Here is a 15,322-nt window from a genome sequence, read left to right as displayed (position 1 = left end):
CTACACGGCGGCCGTGCTGGCGGCGGCCCGGGTGGCGGCGTGCCGCCCGGCCCGGCGGCCGAAGAACGACCCCTCACCCAGTTGGGTTCCGCTCGCGTAGCCCCTGCCGTCCTGGGCGATGTTCGACGCACAGGCCCCGGCTGCGTAGAGGCCTGCGACCGCGCTGCCGTCGGAGCGCAGCACCTCGCCGTCGATGGAGACCTTGAGACCGCCCATCGTGAACCCGGAGTACATGGCGCGGCCCAGGGACAGGTCGAACGCAGCCCACGGTCTCTGGTCCTGCACGGCGACGTACTCGGGCTGCTTGTGGAAGTCGGGATCCTCGCCGCGGGCGGCGCCCGCGTTGTAGCGGTCCAGCGTGGCTGCGAGGTTGCCGGCCGGGATGCCCAGTGCCTCCTCCATCTCGGCCACTGTCTCCCAGCCGTCGATGAACTTGATGAGCGGCATCTCGGGCATCTGCATGTGCGCCTCGTCGACGATCAGGTAGGCCACCTGATCGGGTTGTTCGAGGACGAACGCCGAGGTGCGGGCGTGGTAGGAGTCCTCGGCGACGAACCGCTGACCGTCGGCGTTGACGATGACGCCGGTGAGCAGGATCTCCGGCGGGTACGCGGCGGCGGTGATGAACAGCTCGTTCATGTGGGTGGCCACGCCGCCGGCCGAGACGCCGAGCCCGATGGCCAGGCCGTCGTCGTTGGGGTTGCCCAGGATGTAGGGGGCGACGGTGCCGTGGTGCTTGGTCTTGCGTTCGGTGCCCAACGCCGGGGTGTACTCGGCCACCAGCTCGGCGTTCATCGCGAAGCCGCCCGCGGCGATCACGACCGCCTTGGCCCTGATGTCGCCGGTCTCGCCGAAGTGCTTCCAGCGCACCCCGGCCACGGCTCCGGTGTCGTCGATCACCAGTGCGGTCGCCCCGGTCTCGTAGCGGAACTGCACACCGAGCTCGCCGGCGCGGGCGACCAGCAGATCGATCACCATCCCTGCTCCCCCGAGTTCGCCGGGTACGGGAACGGAGTGCCCGCGCGGCGCGGGGACGGCCTGCTCACAGAACGGCCACACCTTCTCGTTGCCGGTGTAGGAGAGGCCCTCGGTGCCCGGCGGCACGACGACCTTGCCGGGGTAGTAGCTGCGTTCGAATTGGAAGCCGAGGGCCTCCAGCCAGTCGAAGTGCTCGACGCTGTCGTCGCAGTAGGCGCGGATCTTGTCGTGCTCGGGGTCTCGGGACTGCGAGACGAGGTACTTGTACATCTCGTCCGGCGAGTCCGGGTGGCCGGTGGCCTGCTGCACGGCGGTGCCGCCGCCGAGGTAGAAGTGGCCACCCGCCATGGAGGTGGTGCCGCCGGCGGCGGCCGCCTTCTCCAGCACGAGCACCCGCGCGCCGGCGGAGGCGGCGCTGACGGCGGCGCAGCCGCCGGCGATGCCGAACCCGATGACGATGACGTCCACGTCATCGGACCAGGAGGTGACGTCAGCGGCGCGGACGGTGTCGGGGGTGGGCAAGCTCACTTCTGCTCCTGTTTGATGTGGTCGAAGAATGCGGCGAGTTCGTCGGGGATGTAAGCGATTTCGGTGTAGGGCACGCCGGCATCGGGGGCTTCGAGGTAGGCGAACCGCATGCCCGCCATGGCGCCCGCCATCGCGACCGGGGTGCCGTTGCGTTCGGCGGCGTCGACTGCCGCGTCGAACGATTCGAGATCCGGGGCGGCGCGGCAGACGTGGTGCAGGCCGGGGCCGCTGCGGTCGAGGAATTCGGTGTAGATGCTCTGCCCGCGCACCGGTGCGATGACCTCCAGCTGGGTGTCCCCCGCGTAGCTCAGCGCGACGTCGGCGACGTGGTCGGCGGGCCGGCCCCGGTAGGTGCAGGAGTCCGGGCCGAAGTGCACGCCCGGCATGTGCACCCAGGTGCGCGCCCCGAGCAGTGCAGTCAGTGCCGCTTCTGTGGCGTCGAGGTCACGGGTCACCCAGGCAATCTGGACAGGTGTCTGGTCAAGCATCGAGTCGAGAATATCGTCACCCGACCCCTCGTGCTAGAACGTGTTCTATTTCGGCGAGCTAACGGCATCGCCCGCCGCCGCGATAGTCCAGGCATGCGCACCTCGGCCCTGTTTGCCGCACCCGTGCTGGCCTGTGCCGGCCTGCTCGCCGGCGCCGCCCCCGGACTCGCCGCCCCGTCGGAGGTCGACGTGACCGCGTATCCGGCGGTCGACCCGGCGCCGTATCAGGTGTTCGGCGCGCATCCGAGCATGTCCGGGTGGATCTTTCGCACCCCGTCGGGCGTCCGCTGCCAGGACAGCCTGATCCCCGACCTCGGCATCTTCTGCTCAGGTCCGCTGGCGGGCACCGACGCCACGACGGTTTCGGTGTCGCTGACCAACGCGGCGATGTTCACCGAGGACGGCGTGGGACCCGCAGAGGCCTTGCCGCCATTGCTGCCGGCGGGCTCGCGGTTCGACGCGGGCAACGGCGTCGTGTGCGCCGTCCCGGACACCGAGACGCTCGCCTGCCATGCGGCCAAGCCCGCGTCCTGGCCGGCGGACACCGTCGATCCGCCGGATCGTCACTACGGGGAGCACGGCTTCGTCACGTCGCCGGACGGCAGCCGGGGTTACTGAGTCATCATCTCTGAGTCATCATCTCGGTGAGCAGCTGCACCTGGACGTCGAAGATCATCGCGGGGTCGGTCAGCGTGTCGGCGCCGTACTGACCGAAGACGTCGAGGCTGATCGCACCGACGAGCGCGGCCCAGAGCAGGAAGCACCGGCTGAGCGTCGCGTCGTCGAGTGCGAGCCCGAACTCGGCCGTGAGTTTGCTGAAATCTGCTGAGAGTGCCTGTGGTACAGCAGTTTCGGACTCACTGATCGCACCGATTTTCACCGCGGAGTCGACGATGCCGAACAGCGTGCCGATCACCCGGGTGCCCGGCCCGACAGTGCGTTCTGCGGGTGCGTGGTAGCCGGGCACCGGACTTCCGTAGAGCAACGCCCAACAGGCCGGTTGGTCGACAGCCCAGCTTCGTGCCGCACGTGCGACGGCGGCGAGCTGGGAGCGCCAGTCCGGCGCCGCGGCGCGATGCGCCTCGTCGACGGCGTCGGCGAGCTCGGTGTAGGCGTCGATCAGCAGCAGCGTCAGCAGTTCGTCGCGGCTGGCCACGTAGCGGTACACGGCGGAGGAAACCATGCCGAGGTCGCGGGCGATCGCACGCAGCGACAGCCCGGCGGCGCCGTCGGTGATCAGGTGGCGCCGGCCGATCTCGATGATCTGTTTCTCGACACGCGCGCGGCTGTCCTCACGTTTCCCCACGGTCGCCAGTGTGACACGTCCGAGAGCACTGCTCTTGAATTTCAGCGCGATCCGTGTCACCGTTGTGAGAGCAGTGCTCTCTAATCCGACGATCGAGGAGATCGACATGACCCACCGCCACATCGCCCGTCGCTCCACCACCCGCTATGACGCCCCGGGACCGGCTGCTCGCCTGGTGAACAGCGCGATCCGTTGGCTCGCCGAGCGTGGCGTGAGCATCCAGGGCAGTACCGCGCTGCGGGTGCGGGGGCGCGCCAGCGGCGAGCCACGGCAGGTGGTGATCAACCTGCTGACGGTCGACGGCCGTGACTACCTGGTCTCACCGCGCGGCAACACCCAGTGGGCGCGCAACGTGCGCGCAGCGGGCGACGTCGAGACCGGCCCGCGCCGGAACTCGCGCCGACGCGACGCGGTCGAGGTTGCCGACGATGCGAAGCCCGCCCTGCTGCGCCCGTACCTCGATCGGTGGTACTGGCAGGTCAAGGGCCACATCGGCGGACTGACACCAGCATCGACCGAGGAGCAGTTGCGCGCGGTGGCGCCGTCGATCCCGGTCTTCGCGCTGTCGCCCTAGGGCTGGGCGGAGACCGGCGTGATCTCCGCGGAGGCCGCCGAGATGGTGTCCGCGCGGGCCTCGGCGCTCGCGGTCTGCCAGGAGACGGCGGCCGGGTAGGTGCCCCACGTGCTGTTGAACACCCCGATCAGGACGGTGCGGCCGTCAGGCGTCGTGGTGTACACCGGCCCGCCGGAGTCACCCTTACGGCTGACGACACCGTTGGCCATCGTGAACCAGCCGTTGTTGACGGCCTCCACCGTGCCGCAGCTCTCCCCCGTCACCACGCCGAAGTGGCAGACCGGCATACCCGCCACCGGCAGCACCGCGGGATCGGTGACCAACACCTTGCCCGACGGCAGCACGTTGTTGACCTTCGCCGACGGCAGCAGATGGATGACTTCCCAGTCAGCGATCTGATGGTTGGTGTCGACGGTCATGCCATCGGGGGTGTTGTCGCGGTAGGAGCCCTGGGTGCCGATCACGGTGCCCGTCTTGTCGGTGACGGTGCCCGAGGCGCGGCAGTGTCCAGCGGTGAAGGCGGTGCGGGTGGCGGGGTCGACGTATCCGAGGGTGCACAGCACCGAGTCCTGGTGGATCTCCATGCCGGGGAAGACCAGTGGGTCGGGCTGCGCGGCGGCGGGGGCCGTGGGGACCAGCAGCGCCAGCAGGGCCAGCGCCGCAGCCGTCATGGCTTGGCGCGGCGGCACACGCTTCGGCAGTCGGTTCAGCACGGCCCCTCCACTCTCCCCGGGTGAGTTCTCGGCGACCGCCGCGCTCACGGTGGGAAAGAGATACCCCCGCGCGCTGACGGTGTAACTGGCTCATCGCGGGTCGATAACGAGGCGTTACATCAGGTCGCGGGGTCGAGGGTCAGGAATCGAAGCCGAGTCCCACCGCGTCGAGTCCGCGCAGCAGCAGGTTGCGCCGTCCGCCGTTGTGGTCGGCACGGTCCAGCGACCAGCGGGTGGCCTGGATGCCTGCGCTGGCGATCGGTTCGGGCGGGAAGGGCATGGGCTTGCGACGCACCATCTCCAACCGGGTGCGGGGGGTGGAGAGCCCGTCGAGCAGGTCGAGGCAGACGTCGGCGGCGAAGCGTGCCGCTCCGACACCGAGCCCGGTGAAGCCGTTGACGTAGGCGACGCGACCGTCGCGCGCGGTACCCCAGTGCGCGCAAAACCTCGTGTTGGTGTCGATCGCGCCGGCCCACCGATGGGTGAAGCGGACGTCCTCGAGCGAGGGGAACGTGAGGAAAAAGTGTGCGGCCAGCCGGCCGTAACTCTCGGTGCGGTCCTCGTAGCTGGCTTTGACCTTGCGCCCGAAGTGGTAGACGGCGTCGTATCCGCCCCACACGATGCGGTTGTCCATCGTGAGGCGGTAGTAGTGGAATTGGTTGGCCGAGTCGCCGATCCCTTGCCGGTTCCGCCAGCCGATGCGGTCGAGTTGGGCGTCGGTGAGCGGTTCGGTGGCCAGCACGTAGTCGTAGACCGGTACGGTGTGCAGCCGGTTGCGGCGCAGCAGGCTGGGAAAGACGTTGGTGGCCAACACGATCTGGCGACACGTCACCGCCGGGCCGTCGGTGTCGACGCGCAGTGCCGCTCCGCCGGAGTGGATCTGGCGTGCGGTCGTGTGCTCGAAGATCTCCACGCCGGCCTCCTGGCAGGCGCGGGCGAGTTCGAGTGCCAGCTTCGCGGGATTGACGATCGCGCAGTCCTCGGCGCTGTAGAGGCCCGCCAGATACGTGGGTGAGGCGACTTCGGCACGCACCGCGGCGGTGTCGAGGAACTGTCCGTGGGCGGGCGCGGACTCCGAGAGCCACTCCACCTGGTGGGGTTCGGTGGCCACCGTGAGCATGCCGGTGCGCTGCCATTCGGTGTCCAGGCCGAGTTCGGCGATCTCGGCCTGCATGCCCTCGAGGTTCTCGATGCCGAGCGCCTCGAGGGTGTCGATCTCGTCGGGCCAGCGGGACTTCCCGTTCTCGTAGCCGTGGGTCAGGCTCGCGTCGACGAAGCCGCCGTTGCGGCCGGAGGCAGCCCACCCGATGCGATCGGCTTCGATGAGCACGACACGGCGGTCGGGGTGGCGCCGCGCAGCATGCAATGCGCTCCACAGACCGGTGTAGCCACCGCCGACCACCAGCAGGTCGGCGGTCAGCGGCCCCGTCAGCGGCGAATGATCCGGGCGCTGCACCGCACCGGGGTCCAGCCACACCGAGCCCAGCGTGCTGCCGGACAGGGACCGGTCCACCAGAGAGGGGTCGACGGGGGTGTCGAAGACTGTCTGCACTCCGCGAAGACTACGGGCTGACATGGGCACCGGCGACGGGCTGCGCTGCCGGTCGCCACCCGGGCGGACCGAAGATGTACCCGAGTTTGTCGCCCATCGTGCGCGCCGCGCGGACGTCGCGGCCGATCGCGGCGTACTCGCGCGTCTGCAGCCGCCAGATGTTGAAGGTGTGCACCGGTTTCGTCAGCCCGTAGTGCGGACGGAACACCTCGGGCTGGAACGTGCCGAAGAGGCGGTCCCAGAGGATCAGGATGCCGCCGTAGTTGCGGTCCAGGTAGAGCTGGTCCATGCCGTGGTGGACGCGGTGATGCGACGGGGTGTTGAACACGAACTCGACGGGCCGCGGCAGTTTTCCGATCCGCTCGGTGTGGATCCAGAACTGATAGACCAGACTGACCGAGAAGCTGAAGAACACCATCCACGGCGGAATTCCCAACAGCGGCAACGGTATCCACATCACGATCTCACCGCTGTTGTTCCATTTCTGCCGCAACGCGGTCGCGAAGTTGAAGTACTCGCTGGAGTGGTGCGCCTGGTGGGTGGCCCAGATCAGCCGGACGCGGTGGGCGATGCGGTGGTAGGCGTAGAACAGCAGGTCGACGCCGAGGATCGCGATCACCCAGGTGTACCACTGCGTCGCCGGCAGATGCCACGGCGCCACATAGGTGTATATCGCTGCGTATCCGAGTAACGCCCCGAACTTCCACGCGCCCATCGTGGCCACCGACACCAGCCCCATCGAGATGCTCGCCCACGCGTCACGGGTCAGGTACGACCCCGCGCCGGGTCGGTCCTCGGAGTCCTGCTCTGCGACAACGTGTTCGAGCTTGCGGGCCGCGACCCACTCGATGACGAGCAGCAGCAGGAAGAACGGGATGGCGAACAGCACCGGATCCCGCATCGCGGGCGGCAGCACGGTGAGGAACTCCGCTGATGGCACTGCTGCCCCCTACCGGAAGCTCAGCACGTCATCACCCCACGCCTGTCGCACCGGCGCGTCGAGGTCGTCGACGACGGTGTCCTGCCGGTCGATGACCAGCGTGGCACGGGAGTCGTCGTAGGGGCGCCACTGCGGCGCGGCGGCCGGGGCGCCCGGCACGCCGGTGCGGGCGAAGCCGGTCCAGCGGGCACGCATGCGCCGCGACACCTCGGCGCCGGCCGCGCGGCCACCGAGGGCGAACATCGGATCCTTGCGCCCCGCCCCGAGATTCCCCCACACGAAGGGCAATTCGGTGGCGTGCGCGGCGGCCATCCGCAACGCACGCAGCATCGGGGTGGCGAAGTCGAAGCGGTAGAGGTAGACGGGTGCGGTGGCGCGGTGACCGTCGGCGAACCAGATCGACGGCATCCGGAAACCGAGGTCGCTGGCGAGTCCGAGCCCCTTGCCCGCGCGCCTGCCCCGATACATCTTCTCGAGCTGGGCCTTCTCGGGAAGCGTCAGATCTGGTTGCTCGGCCGCGATCTGGGCGAACATCGCGTGGATCGCGTCGGCCTTGATCGGCAGTAACGGCAACTTCATGTACCGGAACAGCGCCGCTTCGTTGCGGTTGGTGCCGATGATCAACGGCACCGGGTGCGTCTGACCGTTCTGGGCCAGCCGGATCGGATAGTCCGGCACCAGGTCGCGGTCGACGATGGGCGCGAAGGCCAGCCGACCCGGGGTGCGCACCGGCACCTCGTTGAACACCGTCCGCGATGCCTCCACGATCGCCCCGATGGGCAACTGGGCAAGCCGGGAGAGCTCGTCGTGGCCGACCCCGACGACGTCGAGGAACCGGGCCGCGATGCGGCCGGCCTGCTCGGTGTCGTAGGAGGAGGTGACGGGCGAGCTCTGCGCGATCGCGGCGTGGAACAGCCCCTTGGCCGCCGGGCTGCCGAGCAGCGTGGTCACCACACCGCCACCGGCGGACTCACCGAACAGGGTCACCCGGCCGGGATCGCCGCCGAACGCGGCGATGTTGTCGCGGACCCAGGTCAGCGCAGCGAGCACGTCGCGCAGTCCGACGTTGGAGGCGAACCGCTCGGACTCCGCGCCGAGCGCGGCGAGCTCGAGGAAGCCCAGCGCGCCGAGCCGGTAGTTCACGGTGACGACGATGACGTCGCCGTCGGCGGCGAGCCGCCGGCCGTGGTAGAGCGGCTGGCTGGCCGCACCCAGGATGTAGGCGCCGCCGTGTACCCACACCATCACCGGTTTGCCGGCGCCGGGTTCGGTGCCGGATGGGGCCCAGACGTTGAGGGTGAGGAAGTCCTCACCCTGGGGAGCGCCGAGAGGAAGAGGAATGCGCGGGTCGGTCGGCTGCGGGCAGGCCGGCCCGACGAGGGAGGCGTCGCGCGGCTCGGTCCACGCTGTCGGCGGGACGGGAGCGCGCCAACGCAGGTCCCCGACCGGAGGTGCGGCGTAGGGAACGGCCTTCCAGGACGCGATCGTCCCGTCGTCGACCCCGCGGACCGGCCCGTATGCGGTGTCGACCACCGGATGACCGTCGGCGTTGCTGCGGGTCTCCTCGGAGCGGGCTTCCGCGGTCATGTCAGTAGATCTCCTTCGATCGAAGGTCCGGTACATCCCCCGTGCGGCCCCGGTACGTCACTGTACCAGCGCATTCTGGCATCACTTCCGGGTTTTGCCGGTCAGCACACCGCCCAGAGCGAGCAGGCTGAGGCCCGCCAGCACCACCATGATCAACCCGACGCGCAACCCCGCCGCATCGGCCACCACGCCCACGATCAGCGGGGCGCCGAGGAAGCCCACGCGCATCAGCCACGTCAGGATCGTCAAGCCCGTGCCGGCGCGCAGCCCGGGGAGTTCGTCGGCGGCGCGCATCGCCGCCGGCACCGCCGTCGCGACGCCCAGTCCGGCCGCGGCGAACCCGGCGATGCTGCCCGGCACCGACGGAAACGCCAGCGCCGCGCCCATCCCGGCCGCGGTGATCACCCCGCCGGCCCGCACCACCGCCCGCTCGCCGAACCGGTCGACCAGGCGGTCACCCACCAGTCGCCCGACGCACATCGCACCGACCAGCGCGACGTATCCGAGCGCGGCGACCGACCCGGCGGCACCCAGGCTGTCCCGCAGATACAGCGTCGCCCAGGAGCTTCCGGCGTCTTCCACGGCGGCACCCGCGATCGCGATGCCGATCAGTGCCAGCAGCGTCAGGTACACCGCGGCACGGGCGGAGGTGGCGCCGCCCTGCGCGGTGGGATGGTCCTCGTGGTCGGGTCCGTGCAGCAGGAACGGATACGCCGCGACCGCCACCGCGCAGAACAGCGCAGCGGACAGGCCGAGGTGCACGGTCCGCGGCAGGTGTACGGCGATGGCGCCGGCGGCCATCAGCCCGCCCACCATCGCACCCACCGCCCACACGGCGTGCAGTGAGTTGATGATCGACCGGCCGTACTGTCGTTGCAGCCGTAGGGCGTTCACGTTCTGCGCGACGTCGGTGATCGCGTCGGCGGCGCCGGCGACGAAGAGTGCCGCGGCGAACATCACGGCACTGGGTGCAGCCGAGGCGATCACGATGAACGCCGCGAGGATCAGCGTGGTGACGAGGTTGACCCGGGCGGACTGGTAGCGCCGGATCAGCGCTGCCGCGGCGGGGCCGGCGATCAGGGCGCCCGCCGAGAACGCGGCCACCGAGCCGCCGAGCATCGCGTTCGACAGCCCGAGGTCGGACTTGACCTCCGGCAGCCGGGGCAACAGATTGGCGAACAGCGCACCGTTGGTGAGGAAGACGGCGCCGATCGCGATCCGGGCACGCCGGTCACGCGTCTGGCCGCCGTCGAGCGGGTGGGGCGCCATGATGGTGCGACCCTACCGGCGCGCGGACCGTCGAGGCGACGGCGGCGGCCGACGCGTACATCGAAAGCACGGCAAGATGGCGCCCATGCCCGTGCCTATGTCCATGGACCGTTCGTCACTGATCGACCTGGCTGCCCGGTACGGCGTGGCCACCGAATATCAGGACTGGTCGGGCCGGCACGTCACCGTGCCCGACACGACGCTGGTGGCCGTGCTCGGCGCCCTCGGCGTCGCCGCGGGAACCGACGCCGAGCGGGCAGCCGCCCTGACCGCGCACGAGCACGCGTACTGGGCGCGCTCTCTGCCCGCGGCTATCGTCGCGCGGGCCGGGACGGCGACGCCGTTCTGGGTGCACGTCACCCACGGCGACCCCGTCGATGTGTGGCTCCAGCTGGAGGACGGCACGCGCCGCGACGATCTGCGGCAGCTCGAGAACAACCGGCCGCCCTACGATCTCGACGGCCGCCTCGTCGGCGAGGCGACCTTCGAACTGCCTGACGATCTGCCGCTGGGATATCACCGGGTGCATCTGCGGGTCGGCGCCTTCGACACCGGAGCGACGGTGATCGTGACGCCGTCTGACATCGCCACCCCGGTGCGGATGGGTGCGCGCCGGCTGTGGGGGCTGTCCACCCAGCTCTACAGCGTGCGGTCCGAGAAGTCATGGGGCGTGGGCGATCTGACCGATCTCACCGACCTGGCCGTGTGGTCGGCGGGTCAGCACGGCGCAGGCTTCATCCTGGTCAATCCGCTGCACGCGGCGGCACCGACACCGCCGATGGAGCCCTCGCCGTACCTGCCGACGTCTCGCCGGTTCGTCAACCCGCTGTACCTGCGAGTCGAAGCCGTGCCGGAGTACGCCTACCTGCGCCACCGCGGGCGGGTGCGTAAGGCCCATGCCCGGGTGCAGGCCCGGGCGGCGCGCTCGCAGCGCGTCGACCGTGATCGCTCCTGGGAAGCCAAACGCGCTGCGCTGCACAGCATTTACCTGGTCCCGTTCAGCCGCGGCCGGGAGCTCGCGTATCAGGGGTACTGCCGCCGCGAGGGACGAGCACTCGACGATTTCGCCACCTGGTGCACGCTGTCGGAACAGCACGGCTCCGATTGGCGCCGCTGGCCGGCAGAACTGCGGCATCCGCGCAGCGAGGCGGTGGCCGCGTTCGCCGCCGAGCACTCCGCCGCGGTCGATTTCCACCGCTGGTTGCAGTGGCTGCTCGACGAACAGCTCGCCGCGGCGCAGGCCGGCGCCGTGGGCGCCGGCATGGAGATCGGCGTCATGGCCGACCTCGCGGTCGGGGTCGACCCCGCGGGCGCCGACGCGTGGGCGCTGCAGGACGTACTGGCGCTCGGCGTGACCGCGGGTGCACCGCCGGACGAGTTCAATCAGCTCGGGCAGGACTGGTCGCAACCCCCGTGGCGTCCCGACCGGCTCGCCGAAGCCGCCTACGAACCGTTCCGTGCGTTGGTGGCCGCGGCCCTGCGACACGCGGGCGGGGTGCGCATCGACCACATCATCGGCCTGTTCCGGCTGTGGTGGATCCCCCGCGGCGTCGCGCCGACCGAAGGCACCTACGTGCGCTACGACCACGAGGCGATGATCGGGATCGTCGCACTCGAGGCGCATCGAGCCGGTGCGCTCGTCGTCGGCGAGGATCTGGGCACCGTCGAACCGTGGGTGCGTGACCATCTGCGGGACCGGGGCCTGTTCGGGACATCGATCCTGTGGTTCGAATCCGGTCACGACGGTGCGCCGCTGCCGGCCGAACAGTGGCGCCAGGCCTGCCTGTCGGCGGTCACCACACACGATCTGCCACCGACCGCCGGCTACCTGGTCGGCGAGCACGTTCGGCTGCGCGACGAGCTGGGCCTATTGACCCGTCCGGCCGAACAGGAATGGGCGGCCGATCGGGCCCACCGGGACGCATGGCTGGGTGAACTGCGGCGGGTGGGCCTGCTGGGCGCGCAGACGGACCCCGATGCCGACCTCGATGCCGACCTCGACGTCGATGAAGTGGTGATCGCGCTGCACCGTTACCTGGGGCGCAGCCCGTCGCAGCTGCTGGCGATGTCGCTGGCCGACGCCGTCGGCGAAACACGCACCCAGAACCAGCCGGGCACCACCGACGAGTACCCGAACTGGCGGGTACCGCTGGCCGGCCCCGACGGCCGCGCGGTGTTGCTGGACGACCTGTTCGACGACGCCCGCGCTGCGGCATTGTGCGACGTCATGCGCGCAGCCGCCGAGGTGCTGTGACAGCTCCGGGGGTGGCCCCCTGTAACGCCGGCGCCCTCTGCAGCGGTTTCACATTCGTCACCGCTGCGATATGTTCGCACCGCGTCGCCGACCCGAGGAGAGAGTTGTCGTGAGAAAGCTCGTCGTGTTCAGCGGTGGCCTGGTGGCCGCCGGAACAATCGCCCTGGTCGGGGCCGGTGCCGCGCTGTCCCAGCCGGCGGGTGCGCCCAGCCCGTACAACGTCACCGGTGAGCAGTACGGCCGCGCGCTGGCGATCCTGAAGAGCCAAGGCATCAAGGCCTACTTCGGCGGTTCCCGCGGCAGCGTGCTTCCTCAGTCGGCGTGCCTGGTGGATCAGCAGAAGGTCACCAGCGGTGGTCGGATGCTGCTGTCCCTGGACTGCACGCAGGCCGCCGCCGATCAGATCAAGGCTCAGGGCCCGGTGGGTGGCCCCACCGTCGGCGCCAACGGTGTGACCACGGTGACGCCGACGCCTGTCGTGCCGATCGCCGGGGCTCCGGGCGCCGGCGCTCCTGTTGCGGGTGCGCCTCAGCAGATTCCGGGCGGCCCGCCGATCCCCGGTCAGCCGCTGCCTGCCGGCTGATCCCATTACCCGGGACCCGCGGTCCCACCAATCGCGAGGTTCGTCGTAAACTCTCGGTCATGCTGCGACCCCGCCGCGACGCCGTGCGCGTCGACGACATCGATCCCGGGCCCGTGCAGATCCAGGCCCGCAAGGTCACCTTCGACGTCAGCGATGTTCCGCTGCACTGGATTCCGGGCCATCCGGCCGCCTCTCACGTGATCAGCGTGCTGAATCTCGTGCTACCTGCCGGTGAGCGCTGGTTCGTGCAGACCTTCAACGAGGCGCTGCCCATGGTCGAGGACCCGCATCTCGCGGACGACATCCGCGGGTTCATCGGACAGGAGGCCACCCACGCCGACGTGCACGACGCGATCCTGCACGACTTCATGGTCGAACGCGGCGTCGATCCGGAGCCGATCCTCGCCCAGGTCGAGCACGTCTTCTCCCGGGTGCTCGCACCGATCGACTCGCCCGACCCCGACGTGCGCCTGAACCACCTCTGTGAGCGGCTGTGGCTCATCGCCGCGATCGAGCACTACACCGCGGTGATGGGCGATTTCGCGCTGAACTGCACCTGGGACCAGCACGGCGCCGATCCCACACTGACCGATCTGTTCCGCTGGCACGGTAGCGAGGAAGTCGAGCACCGCAGCGTCGCCCACGATGTCGCGACCTACTTCCACGACAGCTACCTCGCTCGGATCCGCGCGATGACGATCGCCGCGTCCATGCTGTTCGTGTTCTTCCAGCGCACCGCGTGGTACCTGGTCAAGACCGACCCGGATGTCACGACGACGTGGTGGGGCTTCAATCGCATGCGGATGCGCGACTCCAAACTCGGCCTGCTGCCCCGCTACAGCTCGCTGTTCGGGTCGAGCACGCTGACCTACTTTCGGCGCGGTTACTCGCCGGAGCAGTTCGGGTCCACCGCCCAGGCGGTCGCCTATCTGGCGAGTTCGCCGGCAGCGCGTGCGGCTCATCAGTGATGTCCGTGCTGGGCAAGCACTACCGGCAGACGCCGCCCAGTGCGTCGGGCCGCAGCCGCCACGACCCGGTACTGGCGCTCGCCGGCGCGGGTCTCGCGCGGTTGTTCTCCGTGACCGCGACGCGCCAGATCCGTCCGCCGAGCAGTCAGGGGCAGCCGACTCTGGCCCTCACGGTGCGCGGCCGCCGGGTGGTCGCCCGCGATCAGGACGTCGTCGAGTTGACGCTGGCCGCGGTCGACGGCGCCGCACTCCCCCGCTGGTATCCGGGTGCCCACCTGGACGTGCATCTGCCCAGTGGCCGGATTCGCCAGTATTCGTTGTGCGGTGACCCGGCCACCTCCGGCGAGTACCGCATCGCAGTGCGCCGCATCCCTGACGGTGGCGGCGGTTCGATCGAGTGTCACGACGCACTGCCCGTCGGCGCGGTGGTACACACCCACGGCCCGCGCAACGCGTTCCCGCTGACCGTACCCGGGCACGGATCCCCCACGCGCCGTGTGCGATTCATCGCCGGCGGCATCGGCATCACCCCGATCCTGCCGATGCTGCGGGCGGTGCGGCACCTCGGCGTGGAGTGGTCGATGATCTACACCGGGCGCAGCCGCGACAGCCTGCCGTTCCTCGGCGAGGTGGCGGACTTCGGGGCGCCGGTCGAGATCCGTACCGATGACGTGAACGGATTACCGTCGGCAGCAATACTTCTCGGTGACTGCCCGGCCGGCACCGCCGTCTATGCCTGTGGCCCGGCACCGATGCTGACGGCGGTGCGCGCGGCGCTGGTGGACCGCGCCGACGTGGAACTGCACTTCGAGCGGTTCGCCGCACCCCCCGTGCAGGATGGCACCCCGTTCGAGGTCAGCGTGGCGTCGACGGGCGCGACGATCAGCGTGGGCGCACAGGAGACCCTGCTGACGGCGTTGCAGCGGGCCGGGATCGCGGCACCGTACTCGTGCCAGCAGGGGTTCTGCGGAACCTGCCGGGTCCGGGTGCTCGCCGGCGAGGTGGACCATCGCGACACGTTGCTCACCGACCCCGAGCGTGACGCGGCCATGATGCTGACGTGCGTGTCCCGGGGCCACGGAGCACTGACGCTCGACCTCTAGCCGAGGGCCTCGACGAGCGCATCGAGCAGCGGCCGTTGACTTTTCAGCAGTTTTTCGCGTGCGACCTCCAGACCCCACCACGCGATCCTGTCGAGTTCCGGAAACTCCGCCATCCGCCCCGAGCGGGGCGGCCACTCCATCGTGAACGTGTTGCTGACGGCACCTCGGACGTCGAGATCGCCCTTCACTGCGAATGCGGTGACGATCTTGCCGCCCGCCTGCCGTACCGGCGGCAGGTCGATGCGGGGTCCGGCCGGCGGCGGCATGCCGATCTCTTCGGTGAACTCGCGTTGTGCGGCCGCCCACGGGTCCTCCCCGTCGTCGTACTCGCCCTTCGGGATCGACCATGCGCCGTCGTCCTTGCGCGCCCAGAACGGCCCGCCCGGATGGCCGAGGAGCACCTCGAGTTCGTCGCTGCCGTGGCGGTAGAGCAGGAGGCCGGCGCTGCGGGAAGGCTTGCGGGAAATCACAGCCGACGA

General features: G+C 69.9%; 15 protein-coding genes. 6 read left to right on the top strand and 9 right to left on the bottom strand.

Annotation, left to right across the window (positions count from 1 at the left end; genetic code table 11):
• Entirely contained in the window at positions 1-1,506 is a 1,506-nt protein-coding gene (locus ACZY1G_RS17165; protein ID WP_463823068.1) for an FAD-binding protein, read from the bottom strand.
• A complete protein-coding gene (locus tag ACZY1G_RS17160) occupies positions 1,503-1,994 on the bottom strand; it encodes a VOC family protein (protein ID WP_463815997.1) in 492 nt (163 codons plus the stop codon). The genes ACZY1G_RS17165 and ACZY1G_RS17160 overlap by 4 nt, the downstream gene beginning before the upstream one ends.
• Before the next feature lie 189 nt (positions 1,995-2,183).
• Here ACZY1G_RS17160 and ACZY1G_RS17155 point away from each other — a divergent pair, with 189 nt between their 5' ends.
• On the top strand, positions 2,184-2,612 hold the full coding sequence (locus ACZY1G_RS17155; RefSeq protein ID WP_463816501.1) for a hypothetical protein: 429 nt from the start codon (positions 2,184-2,186) through the stop codon (positions 2,610-2,612).
• 4 nt (positions 2,613-2,616) lie between these two features.
• On the opposite strand, the gene ACZY1G_RS17150 is transcribed toward ACZY1G_RS17155, so the two are convergent.
• Complete coding sequence (locus ACZY1G_RS17150) at positions 2,617-3,300, bottom strand: TetR/AcrR family transcriptional regulator (protein WP_463815996.1); 684 nt, start codon at positions 3,298-3,300, stop codon at positions 2,617-2,619.
• Positions 3,301-3,406: 106 nt separating this feature from the next.
• On the opposite strand from ACZY1G_RS17150, the gene ACZY1G_RS17145 reads away from it, so the two are divergent.
• Positions 3,407-3,874: a nitroreductase/quinone reductase family protein gene (locus tag ACZY1G_RS17145; protein ID WP_463816500.1), complete on the top strand. Its 468-nt coding sequence runs from the start codon at positions 3,407-3,409 to the stop codon at positions 3,872-3,874.
• Here ACZY1G_RS17145 and ACZY1G_RS17140 read toward each other — a convergent pair.
• The 5 genes from ACZY1G_RS17140 to ACZY1G_RS17120 form a co-directional block, all read right to left on the bottom strand.
• The gene (locus ACZY1G_RS17140; RefSeq protein WP_463816499.1) at positions 3,871-4,545 is read right to left on the bottom strand and encodes an Rv1815 family serine proteinase; all 675 of its coding nucleotides are present in this window, start codon (positions 4,543-4,545) and stop codon (positions 3,871-3,873) included. The two genes, ACZY1G_RS17145 and ACZY1G_RS17140, sit on opposite strands and share 4 nt — an antisense overlap.
• Positions 4,546-4,726: 181 nt before the next feature.
• Positions 4,727-6,139, bottom strand: a complete 1,413-nt coding sequence (locus tag ACZY1G_RS17135; RefSeq protein WP_463823067.1) for an NAD(P)/FAD-dependent oxidoreductase — start codon at positions 6,137-6,139, stop codon at positions 4,727-4,729.
• Between the two features lie 10 nt (positions 6,140-6,149).
• Positions 6,150-7,040, bottom strand: coding sequence for a sterol desaturase family protein (locus tag ACZY1G_RS17130; protein WP_463816498.1), 891 nt, complete (start codon positions 7,038-7,040; stop codon positions 6,150-6,152).
• A gap of 48 nt (positions 7,041-7,088) precedes the next feature.
• Positions 7,089-8,666 (bottom strand): carboxylesterase/lipase family protein, encoded by a 1,578-nt coding sequence (locus ACZY1G_RS17125; protein WP_463815994.1) that lies wholly within the window; start codon positions 8,664-8,666, stop codon positions 7,089-7,091.
• Positions 8,667-8,747: 81 nt separating this feature from the next.
• Positions 8,748-9,935 carry an MFS transporter gene (locus ACZY1G_RS17120; RefSeq protein WP_463823066.1) on the bottom strand — a complete coding sequence of 396 codons (1,188 nt, stop codon included), beginning with the start codon at positions 9,933-9,935 and terminating at the stop codon, positions 8,748-8,750.
• Positions 9,936-10,020: 85 nt separating this feature from the next.
• Between ACZY1G_RS17120 and malQ the strand changes: the two genes are divergently transcribed.
• The 4 genes from malQ to ACZY1G_RS17100 all read left to right on the top strand — a co-directional run bounded on the left by malQ (position 10,021) and on the right by ACZY1G_RS17100 (position 14,843).
• Positions 10,021-12,189, top strand: a complete 2,169-nt coding sequence (malQ, locus tag ACZY1G_RS17115) for a 4-alpha-glucanotransferase (RefSeq protein ID WP_463823065.1) — start codon at positions 10,021-10,023, stop codon at positions 12,187-12,189.
• Positions 12,190-12,298: 109 nt separating this feature from the next.
• Positions 12,299-12,772 carry a hypothetical protein gene (locus tag ACZY1G_RS17110; RefSeq protein WP_463815991.1) on the top strand — a complete coding sequence of 158 codons (474 nt, stop codon included), beginning with the start codon at positions 12,299-12,301 and terminating at the stop codon, positions 12,770-12,772.
• Positions 12,773-12,831: 59 nt separating this feature from the next.
• On the top strand, positions 12,832-13,740 hold the full coding sequence (locus ACZY1G_RS17105; protein WP_463815990.1) for a metal-dependent hydrolase: 909 nt from the start codon (positions 12,832-12,834) through the stop codon (positions 13,738-13,740).
• Entirely contained in the window at positions 13,740-14,843 is a 1,104-nt protein-coding gene (locus ACZY1G_RS17100) for a PDR/VanB family oxidoreductase (protein ID WP_463823064.1), read from the top strand. Before ACZY1G_RS17105 ends, ACZY1G_RS17100 begins: the two co-directional genes overlap by 1 nt.
• Here ACZY1G_RS17100 and ACZY1G_RS17095 read toward each other — a convergent pair.
• A complete protein-coding gene (locus ACZY1G_RS17095) occupies positions 14,840-15,313 on the bottom strand; it encodes an NUDIX hydrolase (RefSeq protein WP_463815988.1) in 474 nt (157 codons plus the stop codon). The genes ACZY1G_RS17100 and ACZY1G_RS17095 overlap by 4 nt on opposite strands.
• Positions 15,314-15,322: the final 9 nt, after the last annotated feature.

It is taken from the genome of Mycobacterium sp. IDUB_5, assembly GCF_055419565.1.
This window is presented reverse-complemented; position numbering and strand designations above follow the sequence as displayed.